The sequence below is a fragment of the Pseudodesulfovibrio alkaliphilus genome, from assembly GCF_009729555.1.
GTDB lineage: Bacteria > Desulfobacterota > Desulfovibrionia > Desulfovibrionales > Desulfovibrionaceae > Pseudodesulfovibrio > Pseudodesulfovibrio alkaliphilus.
In genome coordinates this window covers 310,474-324,693 of the sequence record NZ_WODC01000001.1, presented here as the reverse complement: position 1 = coordinate 324,693, position 14,220 = coordinate 310,474, and the positions used below count along the sequence as shown (strand labels likewise).

14 protein-coding genes are annotated in these 14,220 nt (G+C 63.8%); 6 read left to right on the top strand and 8 right to left on the bottom strand.

Annotation, left to right across the window (positions count from 1 at the left end):
- The first annotated feature begins 11 nt into the window (after window positions 1-11).
- Both hslV and GKC30_RS01625 read left to right on the top strand, forming a co-directional pair.
- Entirely contained in the window at window positions 12-560 is a 549-nt protein-coding gene (gene hslV / locus GKC30_RS01630) for an ATP-dependent protease subunit HslV (RefSeq protein WP_155931858.1), read from the top strand.
- Between the two features lie 275 nt (window positions 561-835).
- Window positions 836-4,357: an FAD-binding and (Fe-S)-binding domain-containing protein gene (locus tag GKC30_RS01625; protein WP_155931856.1), complete on the top strand. Its 3,522-nt coding sequence runs from the start codon at window positions 836-838 to the stop codon at window positions 4,355-4,357.
- 67 nt (window positions 4,358-4,424) lie between these two features.
- Here GKC30_RS01625 and GKC30_RS01620 read toward each other — a convergent pair whose 3' ends face one another.
- Window positions 4,425-5,435 (bottom strand): T6SS phospholipase effector Tle1-like catalytic domain-containing protein, encoded by a 1,011-nt coding sequence (locus GKC30_RS01620; RefSeq protein ID WP_196772777.1) that lies wholly within the window; start codon window positions 5,433-5,435, stop codon window positions 4,425-4,427.
- 272 nt (window positions 5,436-5,707) lie between these two features.
- Here GKC30_RS01620 and GKC30_RS01615 point away from each other — a divergent pair, with 272 nt between their 5' ends.
- Genes GKC30_RS01615 through mltG form a run of 3 tightly spaced genes read left to right on the top strand, consistent with a single transcriptional unit; the run spans window position 5,708 to window position 8,288 of the window.
- On the top strand, window positions 5,708-6,817 hold the full coding sequence (locus GKC30_RS01615; protein WP_155931852.1) for a sensor histidine kinase: 1,110 nt from the start codon (window positions 5,708-5,710) through the stop codon (window positions 6,815-6,817).
- The gene (ruvX, locus tag GKC30_RS01610) at window positions 6,817-7,233 is read left to right on the top strand and encodes a Holliday junction resolvase RuvX (RefSeq protein WP_155931850.1); all 417 of its coding nucleotides are present in this window, start codon (window positions 6,817-6,819) and stop codon (window positions 7,231-7,233) included. The genes GKC30_RS01615 and ruvX overlap by 1 nt, the downstream gene beginning before the upstream one ends.
- Window positions 7,206-8,288: an endolytic transglycosylase MltG gene (mltG, locus tag GKC30_RS01605; protein ID WP_155931848.1), complete on the top strand. Its 1,083-nt coding sequence runs from the start codon at window positions 7,206-7,208 to the stop codon at window positions 8,286-8,288. Before ruvX ends, mltG begins: the two co-directional genes overlap by 28 nt.
- Window positions 8,289-8,335: 47 nt before the next feature.
- On the opposite strand, the gene lepB is transcribed toward mltG, so the two are convergent.
- The 4 genes from lepB to GKC30_RS01585 all read right to left on the bottom strand — a co-directional run bounded on the left by lepB (window position 8,336) and on the right by GKC30_RS01585 (window position 11,464).
- A complete protein-coding gene (gene lepB / locus GKC30_RS01600) occupies window positions 8,336-9,226 on the bottom strand; it encodes a signal peptidase I (protein ID WP_155931846.1) in 891 nt (296 codons plus the stop codon).
- An 84-nt stretch (window positions 9,227-9,310) separates the two neighbouring features.
- On the bottom strand, window positions 9,311-10,330 hold the full coding sequence (locus GKC30_RS01595; protein WP_155931844.1) for a glycosyltransferase family 2 protein: 1,020 nt from the start codon (window positions 10,328-10,330) through the stop codon (window positions 9,311-9,313).
- A gap of 2 nt (window positions 10,331-10,332) precedes the next feature.
- Window positions 10,333-11,256, bottom strand: a complete 924-nt coding sequence (locus tag GKC30_RS01590) for a PP-loop family protein (protein WP_155931842.1) — start codon at window positions 11,254-11,256, stop codon at window positions 10,333-10,335.
- Between the two features lie 10 nt (window positions 11,257-11,266).
- A complete protein-coding gene (locus GKC30_RS01585; protein WP_155931840.1) occupies window positions 11,267-11,464 on the bottom strand; it encodes a ubiquitin family protein in 198 nt (65 codons plus the stop codon).
- A 218-nt stretch (window positions 11,465-11,682) separates the two neighbouring features.
- Here GKC30_RS01585 and GKC30_RS01580 point away from each other — a divergent pair, with 218 nt between their 5' ends.
- Complete coding sequence (locus GKC30_RS01580) at window positions 11,683-12,054, top strand: response regulator (RefSeq protein ID WP_155931838.1); 372 nt, start codon at window positions 11,683-11,685, stop codon at window positions 12,052-12,054.
- Between the two features lie 115 nt (window positions 12,055-12,169).
- On the opposite strand, the gene hisA is transcribed toward GKC30_RS01580, so the two are convergent.
- The 3 genes from hisA to hisB are packed head-to-tail and all read right to left on the bottom strand — an operon-like array spanning window position 12,170 to window position 14,138.
- Window positions 12,170-12,904, bottom strand: coding sequence for a 1-(5-phosphoribosyl)-5-[(5-phosphoribosylamino)methylideneamino]imidazole-4-carboxamide isomerase (gene hisA, locus GKC30_RS01575; protein ID WP_155931836.1), 735 nt, complete (start codon window positions 12,902-12,904; stop codon window positions 12,170-12,172).
- Entirely contained in the window at window positions 12,901-13,551 is a 651-nt protein-coding gene (locus GKC30_RS01570) for a hypothetical protein (RefSeq protein ID WP_155931834.1), read from the bottom strand. The genes hisA and GKC30_RS01570 overlap by 4 nt, the downstream gene beginning before the upstream one ends.
- Window positions 13,551-14,138 (bottom strand): imidazoleglycerol-phosphate dehydratase HisB, encoded by a 588-nt coding sequence (gene hisB / locus GKC30_RS01565; RefSeq protein WP_155931832.1) that lies wholly within the window; start codon window positions 14,136-14,138, stop codon window positions 13,551-13,553. The genes GKC30_RS01570 and hisB overlap by 1 nt, the downstream gene beginning before the upstream one ends.
- Window positions 14,139-14,220: the final 82 nt, after the last annotated feature.

The window sequence follows — 14,220 nt, the reverse complement described above, 5'->3', positions numbered from 1 at the left end:
AAGGAGACCCCATGGAACTCAGAGGCACGACCATCATCGCGGTCAGGGACGAGCACGGCACGGCCGTGGCCGGAGACGGCCAGGTCACGATGGGTCAGTCCGTGGCCATGAAGCACACCGCCCGCAAGGTGCGCCGTATCTACAAGGATAAGGTCATCATCGGCTTTGCCGGGGCCACGGCAGATGCCTTTACCCTGTCAGAACGCTTTGAAGGCAAGCTTGAGAGCTTTTCGGGCAATCTGCTCCGGGCTGCCGTGGAACTGGCCAAGGACTGGCGCACCGACAAGTACCTGCGCCGACTCGAAGCCATGCTCCTGGCCGCCGACGGCGAGCACATCCTGATCATCTCCGGTACCGGCGATGTCATTGAGCCCGACGACGGGCTGGCCGCCATCGGCTCGGGCGGTGCCTACGCCCTGGCCGCCGGCCGCGCCCTGAGGCGGAACACCGCCCTGACCGCCACGGAGATCGCCCGCAAATCCATGGAGATCGCCGCGGAAATCTGCGTCTTCACCAATGACAAGATCGTCCTGGAAACCCAGGAGAAACCAGTTGACTGATTTGGGGCGGGGCTGCGCCAGCCGACGCCGGGCTTGTTGATTGGTTCTTGTTGCGGGGCGTTTGATTCCTCTGGCAGCATTCTTTTGGGCTGTAAGAGCGTGTCACTCCGCCGGGAGGACAATTGCAAAACTGGAGGAGCGCCAACGACGGCGCTTCTCTTTTTTTCCCCTCTGCCGCCCTTCCTTGCCAACCACCCCCCGGGGTCCTATACTTGCCTTCCAAGGGAAAACCGCTTACGCAATCCCCTTTGACGAACCGCCTGGAGAGTAAAGACATGGCCCAGCTCGGCCCCCATATATCCATTTCCGACGAACAGCTCATCACCCGCGCCCTGGGCGTGGTGGACATGGAGCGCTACCAGCATTGGCCCGAGGACGTGAAGACCCTGGCCTCCACCCTGGCCGCCGAGCTGTTCATGGTCCGCTACAACCCCTTCATAGACCCGCAACTGGTGCGTACCTCGGTGGAGCGGCGGCTGAATATGTCAAGGCCCATGCTTTCCAAGGGGTTCGCCAAGATACTGTCCACGGGCATCGATCTTTTCTGGGAGAGCTTTGAGGCGGATCAGGCCTTTCGCGACACCCTGGTCGAGCGGCTGGGTGCCTTCATGCCCCGCGAGGCCATAGGCGACGCGCCCCATTGCCGCATCGAGTCGGCCACGGATGCTACGGACCTGCGCATGGAGCTGCCGCTGCTGGTGCTTTTTCCCGAGACCGAGGCGCAGATAAGGCAGGTGGTGCGGCTGGCCAACGAGTTGAAATTCGGCATCATCCCCCGCGGGGGCGGCACCGGGCTGACCGGCGGGGCCATCCCGGCCCTGGGGCGTTGCGTGATCCTTTCCCTGGCCCGGTTCAAGCGGATCATCGACATTGATCCCGAGGCGCGGACCCTCACGGCCGAATCGGGCGTGATCACCCTTGACGCCATCAAGGCCGCGGCAGAGCAGGGGCTGCTCTTCACCGTGGACCCGGCCTCCAAGGCCGGCTCGTCCCTGGGGGGCAACATCTCCGAGAACTCGGGCGGCCCTTTCGCCTTCGAGTACGGCACCACCATCGACACCATCGAAAGCTACCGCATGGTCACGCCCGACGGCGGACTGATCGAGGTGCGGCGAAAGAACCACCCGCGCCACAAGATCTACACCGACGAAACAGCGGTCTTCGACATCTTCGACGAGCATGGCGGCCTCATGGACACGGTCAGTCTGCACGGCGGCGAGATACGCGGCGAGGGCCTGGGCAAGGACGTGTCCAACAAATATCTGGGCGGCCTGCCCGGAGTGCAGAAAGAGGGCGTGGACGGCATCATCACGCAGGCCAGCTTTGTCTGCTACCCGATTCCGGCCCACTCGCGCACCCTGTGCCTGGAGTTCTACGGCCGGTCCATGAAGAACGCCATGTTCGTGATCAAGGACGTGGTCGGCCTGCGCGACACCATCCGCAGCCAGGGCGACCTGGTCAAGATCTCGGCCCTGGAGGAGTTCGGGCCGAAATACGTGCAGGCCATCGAGTATCAGGCCAAATCCATGCGCTACGAGGGCGACCCCATCTCGGTGCTGCTGCTCCAGCTCGATTCCGATGACAAGGCGGCGCTCGACGACGCCTGCCGGACCATCGTGGCCCTGGCCCAGCCCTACGAGGGGGTGGACATCTTCACTGCCCGCAACGACCGCGAGGCCGAAGTGTTCTGGGAGGACAGGCACAAGCTCTCGGCCATCGCCAAGCGCACCTCGGGCTTCAAGGTCAACGAGGACGTGGTCATTCCCCTGGAGGTCATCCCGGAGTTCTCGGACTTCCTGGAAGACCTCAACCTCGTCTATCTGGCCAAGATCTATCGCAAGACCCTGCACAAGGTGCGCGACATGGAGGGCGTCGACTACGAGGACCCGGACATTCTAGAAGCCCTGTCCCGCGCCCGGGCCATCATCGAGGGCGAGATCACGGCCCGCGATATTTCGGACCAGGAGCAGGACGCCCAGTGCCGTTTCCTCTTCATCAAGCTGCGCGACGCCTATCCCAAGCTCGACCGCGAGATCAAGGCCATGTGGCAGGAGATGCAGCAAAAGCGCGTCATCATCGCCAACCACATGCACGCGGGCGACGGCAACTGCCACGTCAACCTGCCGGTCAACTCCAACGACCCGGAGATGCTGGCCTCGGCGCACGAGGCGGCCGAGGTGGTCATGCGCAAGGTGCTTGAGCTCAAGGGCGAGGTCTCTGGCGAGCACGGCATCGGCATCACCAAGATAGGCTTCCTGAGCGAGGAAAAAATCAAGTCCCTGGCCGCCTACAAGAGGCGCGTGGACCCCGCCGATGTCCTCAATCCCGGCAAGCTGGTCCGCCGCACACTGCCCAGCCAGCCCTTCACCTTTTCCTTCAACCGGCTGATCCAGGATCTGGACAAGACCGCGCTGAAGGACAAGGAGGCGCTCATGGCCCTGTTGCGCAACATCCAGGCCTGCACCCGGTGCGGCAAGTGCAAACAGGTCTGTCCCATGTACCATCCGGCACGGGGGCTGATGCACCATCCGCGCAACAAGAACATCAGCCTGGGGGCGCTCATCGAGGGCATCTACTATTCGCAGGTCCAGTCAGGCGAGCCCTCTCCTGGACTCCTGGCCCAGCTGCGCGACCTTATGGACCACTGCACGGCTTGCGGCAAGTGTACGGCCGTGTGCCCTGTCAAGATCGATTCGGCCGGGGCCGCCCTGTCCCTTCGGGCCTTTCTTGATTCCAAGGGCAGGTCCGGGCATCCGCTCAAGCAGATCGTTCTCAAGACCCTGGCCCGCAACCCGGCCGCAAGCCTGCCCGCCACGGCCAAGGTCCTTTCCGTGGGCCAGACCATCCAGGACAAGACCCTGGGGCTGGTGCCCGCCCGCTGGCTGTCTCGTTTCGAATCCCCGGTCCTGTCGGGCCGCAGCCCCCACATGGATTATCGCAACTTGCACGAGGTGCTGGATCTGGATAGCGGCTCGGTGCTCAGGAACAGCCGGGCCGCCCGGGACGAGACTGTGCTCTACTTCCCGGGCTGCGGGGCCGCGCTTTTTTCGCGCTCCATCGGAATGGCCACCGTCTATCTGCTGCTCAAGGCCGGGGTGAACGTGGTTCTGCCCGATAGGCACATGTGCTGCGGCTATCCACTGCTCGCGAGCGGTTGCGAAGAGGCGTACAAGACCAACCGCCACCGCAACGTGCGCGAGTTCCTGGATTTGCTGGTCAAGACCGGCAAGGCTGGACTCAAGGCCACCACACTGCTTACGGCCTGCGGCACCTGCCGCGAATCCCTGGAGAGCTATGATTTTTCCGGCGAGCTGGTGGAGCCGCTGGTGCATCTGGACGCGGTCCAGTTCCTTATGGACCGTCTGCCCCCCTTGGGCGGGAGCGGAGCTGTTCTTTACCATGCGGCTTGCCATGCCGAATGGGTGGATGTGCCCAAGCTCAAGGCCGCCGAGATGTACCGGGCGGGACTGTCCCGGCTTACCGGAGCCGAGGTGGCGCTTTCTCCCGGCTGCTGTGGCGAGTCCGGCCTTGGGGCCATGACCAGTCCGGCCATTTACAATCGATTGCGCGAGCGCAAGCAGGCGCAGTTGGGCAAGGACCTGGGCGAGGACCGGGCCCGGCCCATCGTGGTGGGCTGTCCGTCGTGCAAGGTGGGCATCAAGCGGTCCATGCTTCAGATGAAGCGGTCGAACCGGGTCATACATACCGTGGAGTATCTGGCCGAGTGCCTGGGCGGGCGCAAATGGCGCCGGGAAATGAAGGCGTTGATGGACAAGGTGGAGCGCAAGGGCGCCTGATCCTGGCCGGTCTTGCCGTCGGAAGAAGGGGAGTGTCCGCTTGGGCACTCCCCTTCTTTTGCATCGTCTAGCCCAGGGGCGGGATGAGATTGGCGGGGCGGTAGGTCGCCTCCCGGAAGAATTTTTCGGATGCGGACTCGTGGATGGTGTCGTTGGTGGTTCCGTTGAGCCGAACCGGGCGCGAATGGGCCGGGATGGCCTTGTAGAATCCCTTCCAGGACTCGTGCGGATTTTTGCCCCAAAGGGGCTGCGGCGTCGGCGGCGGGTCCGTGAAGGCAAGGCCGCAGGATTTCGCCTTTTCCATCATCCAGGCCAGGGGGATGTCCGAAAAGGTGGCGTCCGCATAGCCGCCGCCCACATCCGCATGCACCCCGGAGAACCAGACCTGCTCCAGCACCTGGGTGGTGCGGTGCGACTGTTGCTGCTCCCAGAGGCAGGCGTTGAAGTTGAGGCGTTTTTCGTCGATGGCCAGGGCGTGGTAGGCGTTCTGGACGATGCGGCTCAGGCTGGTGTCGTGGAATTTGTTTTTCCTGCTGGCCAGGCTGTTTGTCCATAGCGGATTGCCCAGGGCGCCCACGGTATCCCACACTCCGATGAACAGGATGTTGGCCTCGTCGGCGTGGGCCCTCCGAAACGCCATGGCGTTTTCGCCGTTGGGGTGGTCGCCTTGGGCGTGGGATCGATAGAGCTTGAACGCCTTTTCCACCAGTTTTGCGTCCTTCTCAAAGGCTGGCCGCCGAATGATGCCGCAGTTGCGGATCATGCCCGCCAGACTGCGTACCGTGTAAGCCCCGCGGCTGAATCCGAAAAGATAGAGTTTGTCACCCGGAGCATAGTGCTTGAGCAGCCATGTGTATGCCTGCCGGATGTTCTTGGACAGCCCGGTGCCGGTGGCTCCGTCAAAGGCCCGGCGAAGCCAGCTCCCGTCGCACCCGACCCCGGGGTCGTACCAGGGGACTTGCCGGTTGCCGTCAGCGTCGGTTTCCGCCAGGGCTTTCCATGTCTTGACCACATTGGTGGTGTGCTCGGCGTCAGCCGAGTTCCATGTGCCGTCGCAGAGAATGACCAGTCGTTTCATGCTGCCTCCCGATCGCCCAAGAGATATGCGCCCATCAATACACGAAAGCCTCGTTGCGTCAACCAGGGGCGCGAATTTCGGTGGACGGGTCCTGTCGGACACTGGGAGTTTTCGGTCTCTGATCTTGATCATCCGCAGAGAGGCGGGCTGTCCGTTGCCGGAGAGCAGGGCGAGACCCGTGAAACCCTCGCCCCCGTAGACTGCGCCGTCGGGGATGCGCGGGGCGATTGCCATAATGCCGGTCCCGTGGCATATTCAGGGCCGGAAACACCATGGAAAAACTCGTCCAAGCCATTCTCGCCAACCTTCCGGTGGGATTGATCATCATCGCCCCGAATGGCCGTATCGTGGAAGTCAACAGGGCGGCCTGCGAGATAATGGGCTGCTCGATGCACCTCTTCAGGGCCAGCACCTGGGGCGAGTTGTTTCTGGCCAACGGCGAAAACGATGAATTCACCGAGGTGGTCATTGAGGCGATCCAGAAGGAGACGCCCAAGACCGAACGGGTCACGCCCTACCTCACGCCAGATGGCACACGCAAATACCTCTCGGTCATCTCCTCGGCCCTGCGCGAGGAGGGCAAAATCTCCTCGATCGTGGTCCTCATCGAGGACATGACCGAGTTGACCCTGCTCAACCAGCGCGAAAAGGACATTCTGGCCCAGAATCATCGTCTGGCCGCCGAGCGGGCCCAAAGCCTCATCGCCTTTGCCCGGTCCGTAGCCCATCAGATCCGCAATCCGGTCGTGTCCATCGCCGGGTTCGCCCGTCTGCTCCTCCGGGGTGCGGACGAGGCCGCCCGCCAGCCCCTTGAGGCCATTGCCGAGGAGGCCCTGAAACTTGAAACCATGGTCCGGTCCGTTGCCGACTACAGCGCCATCAGCGTCGGCCAGATCGTCCAGGTCAACCTGTGGGTGGTCATCGAGGAGGCCAAGCATCGCATCGGGGACCATCCTGCGGTGAAGAGCAGGGGCATCGTCTGGAAGACGGATTGCCCGGACATGAACATCCGTGTGGATCGCGACCTGATGGTCCGCGCCCTATCCGAAATTCTGCTCAACAGTGCCGAGTTCGCCGGACCAGGAGCCCAAGTGCAGGTCTGCGCCTTGGAACGCGATGGAGGCGTGGTCATCACCGTGAGCGATGACGGTCCGGGCTTTACCGACGAGGGGCTTGAGCTGGCCTTTGATCCTTTCTACACCACCAAGACCGTGGGCGCCGGCATGGGCCTGACCCGTGCCAAGCGCGTGGTGGGCGAGCATCAGGGCTCCATTACCCTTGCCAACGCCGAGGGCGGTCACGCCCGCGTGATCATTCATCTGCCCATGGGCGGGGCGGACGTGGTGGCCGCCGAGTCGCAAAGGACGCGGGAGCATGATTGATGCGCGCCCTGGGCATTGACTTCGGTCTCAAGCGGGTGGGCCTTGCCATCAGCGATCCGTCGGGAATCCTGGTCTCCCCCTACCGACCCCTGGAACGGACCACGCGCCAGAGGCTCTTTGACGATCTGCTCGAAATCGTTCAGAATGAGTCGGTGGAAACCATTGTGGTGGGCCTGCCCCTCGGGCTCGACGGCGGGGACACCCTGACCACGCGGCAGGTGCGTAATTTCGTCCTGAGTCTGGGGCGCCGAACCAAGCTGCCCATTCACCTGATGGACGAGCGGTTGACATCGGCCCAGGCCGAGGAGGAACTCAACGCCGCAGGACTCCGCGGCACCAAACGGAAGATGGCCCTGGACAGTCAGGCGGCCGTCATCATCCTGCGCTCATGGCTAGAAAACGAACAATCCTTCTGACCCTTGGCGGCCTGACTCTCCTGGCCATCCTGGCCCTTGGCGGTTACAAGGGACATCAGCTGTGGCTCGACCATCGGTTTCACACCGTGCCGCCGGAGAGTCCGGGCCGCGAGATGGTCTTCAGAGTGGAGCCCGGTCAGCCCTTTTCGGTCATCGCGGCCGGGCTGCGCAGCGACGGGTTGATCTCTGACGGTCGGCGTTTTCGGGCCATGGCCGTGCGTGAAAACAAGACCGCCTCCATCCGCGCCGGGGAGTTTTTACTGCACACTGGCTGGACGCCGGACAGGATTCTGCATGAGCTGACGACCTCGGCGGGGATCATGCGCCGGGTGGCCGTGCGCGAGGGGCTCACCTGGTGGCAGACCGCCCAGGTGGTGGAAGAGGCCGGGGTCGGCTCCCACGCAGCCTTTGCCGAGGCCGTAAGCGACCCGGACCTGCTTGCCGGGTTTGGCATCCTGGCTGACTCGGCCGAGGGATACCTGTTTCCCGAGACATACCTCATCACGCCTCCCAGAGGCGACCACTCGCGGGCCATGGTCGAACTCATGGTCCGGGAATTCTTCGCCAACGCGGCCAAGGTCTGGCCGGACGGGCTGCCGGACTGGGACGATCTGCACCGTACGGTGATCATCGCCTCCCTGGTGGAAAAGGAGACAGGGGTTCCCGAGGAGCGCGCCCGCATCGCCGGGGTCTTCCACAGTCGTTTGAAGAAACGCATGCTCATCCAAGCCGACCCGACCATCATCTACGGCCTGGGCGAGGCCTTTGACGGCAACATCTCCCGTGTACACTTGCGTGACCCGGACAATCCCTACAACACCTATGTCCACCGGGGACTGCCGCCCGGCCCCATCTGTTCGCCGGGCCTGGAGGCGCTGCTGGCCACGGTCAATCCCGAGGAGCACGAGTACCTCTATTTCGTGGCCAGGGGAGACGGCTCGCACCAGTTCAGCAAAACCCTGGAGGAACACAACCGGGCCGTGGTCAGATACCAGATCAGACGCAATCCGGCCACGTACCGTTCCACCCCCGCACCCGGCGGCCAGGTGCAATAGCCCGGATTGACAGGCACTCCCTTGGGCAGAGAGTTTGAATCCCGCGGTCAGCGGATCGATTCGCCAAGGCGGGCCGTCCACCCCCGGTCACCGGGTGCGCCCGGCAGATAGATGTAGAGGGCGCGAGTCACGATCCGATCCCTGGGGATCGGCCCGAGCCAGCGGGAGTCGTGGGAGCGTTCCCGATTGTCGCCCAGCAGGAAGTATTGGTCGGGACCGAGATGCAGGGGGCCGAATCGGTCGCGGCCCGGCAGCATGGAGCGCCCGACGTGCCGGGTGTAGGGTTCGTTCAGGGCACGGTCGTCCACAAACACCTGCCGCTCGGCGATGTGCACCGTCTCGCCGGGCAGGGCAACCACCCGTTTGACAAAATGCTGCCCGCTCGTCTCCTCAATGAACACCACCACGTCCGAACGCCTCAGGGGGGCGTCCGGGGCAAGGCGAACGGACATGAACCGATCGCCCACGAGCAGGGTGGGCTCCATGGACCCGGACGGCACCTGGAAGTTCTGGTAGAATCTGCTCTTGACCAGCCGCTCGCCGGCAACACCGACCGTGCTGCTGGCCAGTACGGCCAGGACGTATATCCACCAGCGGTTGAGCCGTGTCAGGGGAAGTCCGCCGCGCCGTGCCGAGCGGTATGCCTCGGTCGCGGCCAGCAGGTTGAGGGCGATCAGACCGGCCATGGCTGTGGCCAGTCCGGCAAAGGTGCCCATGGACCGGAGCAGCGCCGCTCCCATCGCCACCTCGGCCACGAAAAAGGCCAGCCCCTTGCGCCACTGCCCGTTGTAGAGCTGGCCCACGCCTGTTGCGATCAGCGAGAGGAGTGCGGCGAGCCACGGCCTGCGACGCGGCAGGGAGTTGCCGGAGCCGTCCTCGGCCGGAGTGGGGCGGACGGTTTGAGGATCACTGTTGCACGGGGCCGAGTCATGAGACATGGCTACTCCGGTTCAGTCTGGCGGGGCGACAACCGCCCGTGGGGATAATGCCAGAGCGGGCCGGATATGGGAAGCGGCCTGGGATCAGGCCACCGGCAGGTAGTCGCGACCCAGCTGATGGCCGCGGGCCTTGAGGAATGCGTCGATGTCCTCGCGGGCCCCCCGGCTGGCCACGTAGGAAAGGCAAAAGGCGTTGCCGGGCGGCGGCACGGCGTCTCGCGGCCGCACTTTCAGGCCCTCCACCACCTGACCGATCTTGCGCGGGTCAACATCGTAGTATGCCGCGAACCGGATGCCGTGCCCGCGGAGCATATCCGCCCGTTTGCGCGTGGTACGGCCCGAACCGAGGATGTGGACCTCGGGATGGTGCGGGTTGTGCCGCGCCAGCCAGCGGGCGAGGTGTTGCGCCTTGAGCCGGTAGAATGCCTCGACCCGGTAGCGGGGGTGGGTGCGCGACAGCCGGGCAGGAGGATCGTTCCAGACCATGAGTTCGGCATCCACCTTGGCAACGCGCACTCCGGCGTCGAGCCAGCGCAGGAGCAGGTCGTAATCCTCGGGAAAGTCTCCATCCCGGTAAGGGCCGTGGTCCTCAAGGCACTGGCGTCTGCACATGATGGAGGGGTTGGGCACCGGAAACTCCACGAATCGGTTCAGGCTGATGGCCTCGTGGGTCAGCAGGGTGTTGGTCCAGTCCACATACCGGGCATACCCGGCGCTGCGCCGCCGACTCCCGCCAAAGCGGATGCGGCAACCGACCAGCCCCAGGGCAGGGTCTTCGTCCAGGAGCCGGGCCTGGGCGGCCAAACGGTCGGGCAGCATCTCGTCGTCGGCGTCCATGCGGGCGATGTAGCGTCCTTGGGCCAGACCGATGGCTGTGTTGGCGGCCATGGCAACCCCGCCGTGGGCGGAGTGGACCGTACACACCCGCTTGTCGCGCCGGGCGAACTCGTCCAGGATGGCACCCGTGGCGTCCTGGCTCCCGTCGTCCACGGCCACCACCTCGATCCGGGTCAGGGTCTGGGCCAGGATGCTTTCCATCGCCCTGCTCACGGTCCCCTCACAGTTGCGGCAGGGCATGGTCACGGTGACGATCGGTCCGGTCATGGTCAGGCGCCCGTAGTCTTGGCCTTGCTTTCGCGTACGGCGGCCTTGATTCGGCAGACCGAGCAGGTGCCCGCACTGGTGGGCGAGCCGCACTCGCAGCACGGGGCCAGGGGCTCGCCGATCTCCTTTTCGCGGGCGGCAAAGGCGGGTTTGCCGTTTTTCAGGAAGCCCTGATAGAACTGGAATTTCTGGCCCGGGCTGCGATGCTCCAGCTCGCCCCAGAGTTCCTTGTGCCCGGTGAAGCTTGCGCCCGAGGCATAAGGGCAGGGGTCGGAGTGGATTTCGATGCCCTTGAGGAAGGCGTAGTTGGCCGTTTCGAATTCGCTTAATCGGAACAGGGGCTTGACCTTGCGCACAAAGCCCTCGCGCGCGGGCAGCACCGGCCCCTGGTCCGAAAGATAGGCCGTGTCCCAGCGCAGGGTGTTGGCAAAGAGCCGGGCCACCTCGTCGTCGAGGTTGTGGCCAGTGGCCAGGGCGTCGTAGCCGCCCTCCAGGGCCACGCGGTTGAAATGGTGGCGCTTGATGCGGCCGCACACGGAACACACAGGGCGGTTGACGTGTGCCTTGACATCCGGGATGGGCAGCCCTTCTTTCTCCATCTCGAGCACCTGGATTTTCAGGCCGTGGGCGGCGCAGAAGGTTTCCACCTTGGCACGGGCCTTTTCAGAGGAGCCGGGGATGCCGAGATCGATGTGCAGGCCGGTGACGGCATAGCCCTGCAAGGCAAGCTCGAGCATCAGGGAGAGGGAGTCCTTGCCGCCCGACAGGGCCACCAGAATGCGTTCCTCGCGGGTGAACATCTTTTCGCGGCGGATGGCGGTCTCCACCTGGCGGGTGAAGAAGAGGGGGTAGCACTCGGCGCAAAAGCCGGAGTTGTGGCTGGGCAGCGAGACGCAGGCGAGCTGTTTGCAGCGTGAGCATTTCATGGCAACGCCTCTAGCCTGCCGAGGTCACTTTGCGGACCATGAGGGTCTGGCCGGGGGCCAGCCGACGGTCCGGGGTGAGCAGTTGGCCGTCGCGGACCACGATGGCCATGGTGGAACGAAGTTTGAGCCGGTTGAGGACGGCCAGCACGGTCTTGGTTCCGTGCAGCTCGACCACATCGTTGTCCGGCTCCAGGCGGACAGTTATCATGGGTACTTCCTTTTGCCAGCCATTTGAGAGCCGACAGATGAGGCGGACCCTACCCGCGATGGCTGGCAAACTCAACCCAAGATGCCCCCTGCGGCCCCCATTGGCGGGGCTTGGAGCCGTCCGTGTGATTATCGAACAAAAAGACGCGGCGTATTGTTGACCGGGTTCGGGATAATCTATTAGGGTGGATGCTAGGGAAAATTCCCAAGGAGGATTCCATGAGCCAGCCGACGATACTCGTGGTCGATGACGAAAAGCACATACGCATGCTCTACCGGGAGGAGCTGGAAACCGAGGGCTACGCCGTGGCCACCTCTGACGGCGAGGAGGACATTCTTGATGTCGTCCACCGCGAGAAACCGACCATCATCATTCTTGATATCAAGTTGGGGGTCAATCGCTCCGGCCTTGACCTGCTTCAGGAGATTCGCGCCGAGGACCAGCAGATACCCGTGATCCTGTCCACCGCCTATGACTCCTTCCAGCACGACCTCAAGTCCATTGCGGCCGACTACTATGTGGTCAAGTCCGTGGATCTGACCGAGCTTAAGGACAAGGTCAAGATGGCCCTGAACAAGGTCCGGGCCTGACGGGCTAGGTGCGGCCCCGCCCCGGCCGGTTCGGCCGGTTTTCCGCGGCGGAAGGAAATGCAGCGACGCTCCCCGGGTCGGTCCGGGGAGCGTCGCTGTCTTTGGAGGCGGAGAGTTATGCTGCCTGTGCGTCTATCCAGGCGTGGGCCTCTCGCACATCCAGTGTGCCCACATAGATGGCCCGGCCCGAGATGGCGCCCTCAAGGCCGTCGGCACACAGCGGATGCAGGGCCTTGATGTCGTCGAGGGTATGCACTCCTCCGGCGGCTATGACCGGCACACTGGTCCTGGCGCACAGTGCCTTGAGACCGGCCACGTTGACCCCGGTTTGCATGCCGTCGCGGGCGATGTCGGTAAACACGATGAAGCGGATGCCGTCGCGTTCCAGCCGGGGTAGAACATCGTCCATGGTCAACCCGGCGTCCTTGACCCATCCTTTGGTCTTGAGTCTGCCGTCCACAGCGTCCAGCGAGACGCCGATACGGCCCGGCAGTGTCCGGCACAGTTCGGAGAAGAGGTCTGGCGATTCCAGGGCCATGGTGCCGATGATCAGCCGCTCCACACCGGCCTCAATGTATTTTTGGGCAGTGGCGATGTCGCGGATGCCGCCGCCGAGCTGCACCGGGATGTCGATGGCGGCGCAGATGGAGCGGATCAGCTCGAAGTTGCGGGGCAGTCCCGAAAAGGCACCGTCGAGGTCCACCACATGCAGGTAGCGGGCGCCCTGGTCGGCCCAGCGCAGGGCTTGCTCCACAGGGTCGGCGCTAAAGACCGTGACCTGGTCCTCCCTGCCCTGGGCGAGGCGGACACACTGGCCGTTCTTGATGTCAACGGCGGGAAAGAGAATCATAAGCCAAGTTCCATGAGTTTTTCTTCGATGCCGTCCGAGGCCAGACGGGTGGCTGTCACCCAGGCGCCACCCCGGTCGGCGAATTTGCGGGCGGTGAAGAGGTTTTCCAGCAGTCCGACCTGGGTTTCCTCATACCGGGCTCGGGTCATGCGCTCGTTTTTCACATCGATGAGAAAGAATTCAAGCGCCACCGAGGCGGCGTGTGTCACCCCGCTGGTGGTGCCTTCGCGCTCGCGCCAGTGAGTGACCTGGGGTACGAGGAGAACGTCCGCCTGGACGCATTTGCCCACGCCCAGCCAGTATTTCCATGAAGAGAGCTTGGGCATGCCCGATTCTTCAAAGACCACCAGCTCCTGGCAGGGGGCCACCGAGTCGGGCGTGATGAAATCGTAGACCTGATGGCGGTGCAAAGTGTCGATGAGGACAGAATCAAGCGCCGAGAGTGTGCCGTCGGGTACGGGGCGGCCTTCTTCATCCAGGTATCCGGCCAGGAGCTGCCAGTTGTAGATGGGGTTGGTGAACCCGACTACGGCCAGCTTGCCTTCGGGCCTGGGGACGGCCGCCGTGCGCTGGGGCGTGCCGCAACCTGCGGTGACGAGCAGAACAAGGCACAGGGCCAAGGCCGGGATAAGGCGTGTGCGTCGCATCAGTCAAGACTCCCTTTGGTGCTGGAAACCCCCGAACGTCCGACCCTTACAGCCTGGGACAGGGCAATGCCCAGGGCCTTGAAGGCGGCTTCAAGCAGGTGGTGGCCGTTTTGGCCGTAAACAAACTGGATGTGCAGGTTCATGCCAGCCCTGTAGGCAAACGATTTGAAAAATTCGCGCCAAACGTCCTTTTCGTCCCCGGCGATGATGTCCGGCAGCAGGGCGTCGTCGTAGACGATGTATGGTCTGCCCGAGAGGTCGATGACCACCTCGGCCAGGGCCTCGTCCATGGGCACTTTGGCCGAGGCCACACGGACAATGCCGTGCTTGTCTTCCAGGGCCTCGGACAGGGCCTGGCCAAGACACAGGCCAATGTCCTCCAGGGTGTGGTGCGAGTCGATTTCAAGGTCGCCCCGGCAGGTGAGGTCGAGATCGAATCCGGCCCAGAAGGCAGCCAGGGTGAGCATGTGGTCGGCAAAGCCGATGCCTGTGTCCACCGACACCCGGCCCTCGCCTTCGAGGGTCAGCGTCAGGAGGATGTCCGTTTCCTTGGTGGCCCGCTTGACCGTGGCCGTGCGCTTGCCCATGGGCCTCTCCTTGTGTTGCAGCGTCACTCTTCGGGCAGGAGTGTATAGTAAAACTCTAGAAAAGGAAACCGGGCAGTTGCGC

Excerpts from the sequence above, each read along its gene's own strand:
- mltG (WP_155931848.1), top strand. The coding sequence starts at position 7,206 with ATGGCTAGAAAACGAACAATCCTTCTGACCCTTGGCGGCCTGACTCTC.
- GKC30_RS01620 (WP_196772777.1), bottom strand. The coding sequence starts at position 5,435 with ATGAAACGACTGGTCATTCTCTGCGACGGCACATGGAACTCGGCTGAC.
- ruvX (WP_155931850.1), top strand. The coding sequence starts at position 6,817 with ATGCGCGCCCTGGGCATTGACTTCGGTCTCAAGCGGGTGGGCCTTGCC.
- GKC30_RS01625 (WP_155931856.1), top strand. The coding sequence starts at position 836 with ATGGCCCAGCTCGGCCCCCATATATCCATTTCCGACGAACAGCTCATC.
- GKC30_RS01570 (WP_155931834.1), bottom strand. The coding sequence starts at position 13,551 with ATGCGACGCACACGCCTTATCCCGGCCTTGGCCCTGTGCCTTGTTCTG.
- hisB (WP_155931832.1), bottom strand. The coding sequence starts at position 14,138 with ATGGGCAAGCGCACGGCCACGGTCAAGCGGGCCACCAAGGAAACGGAC.
- GKC30_RS01590 (WP_155931842.1), bottom strand. The coding sequence starts at position 11,256 with ATGAAATGCTCACGCTGCAAACAGCTCGCCTGCGTCTCGCTGCCCAGC.
- GKC30_RS01595 (WP_155931844.1), bottom strand. The coding sequence starts at position 10,330 with ATGACCGGACCGATCGTCACCGTGACCATGCCCTGCCGCAACTGTGAG.
- hisA (WP_155931836.1), bottom strand. The coding sequence starts at position 12,904 with ATGATTCTCTTTCCCGCCGTTGACATCAAGAACGGCCAGTGTGTCCGC.
- hslV (WP_155931858.1), top strand. The coding sequence starts at position 12 with ATGGAACTCAGAGGCACGACCATCATCGCGGTCAGGGACGAGCACGGC.
- GKC30_RS01580 (WP_155931838.1), top strand. The coding sequence starts at position 11,683 with ATGAGCCAGCCGACGATACTCGTGGTCGATGACGAAAAGCACATACGC.
- lepB (WP_155931846.1), bottom strand. The coding sequence starts at position 9,226 with ATGTCTCATGACTCGGCCCCGTGCAACAGTGATCCTCAAACCGTCCGC.
- GKC30_RS01585 (WP_155931840.1), bottom strand. The coding sequence starts at position 11,464 with ATGATAACTGTCCGCCTGGAGCCGGACAACGATGTGGTCGAGCTGCAC.
- GKC30_RS01615 (WP_155931852.1), top strand. The coding sequence starts at position 5,708 with ATGGAAAAACTCGTCCAAGCCATTCTCGCCAACCTTCCGGTGGGATTG.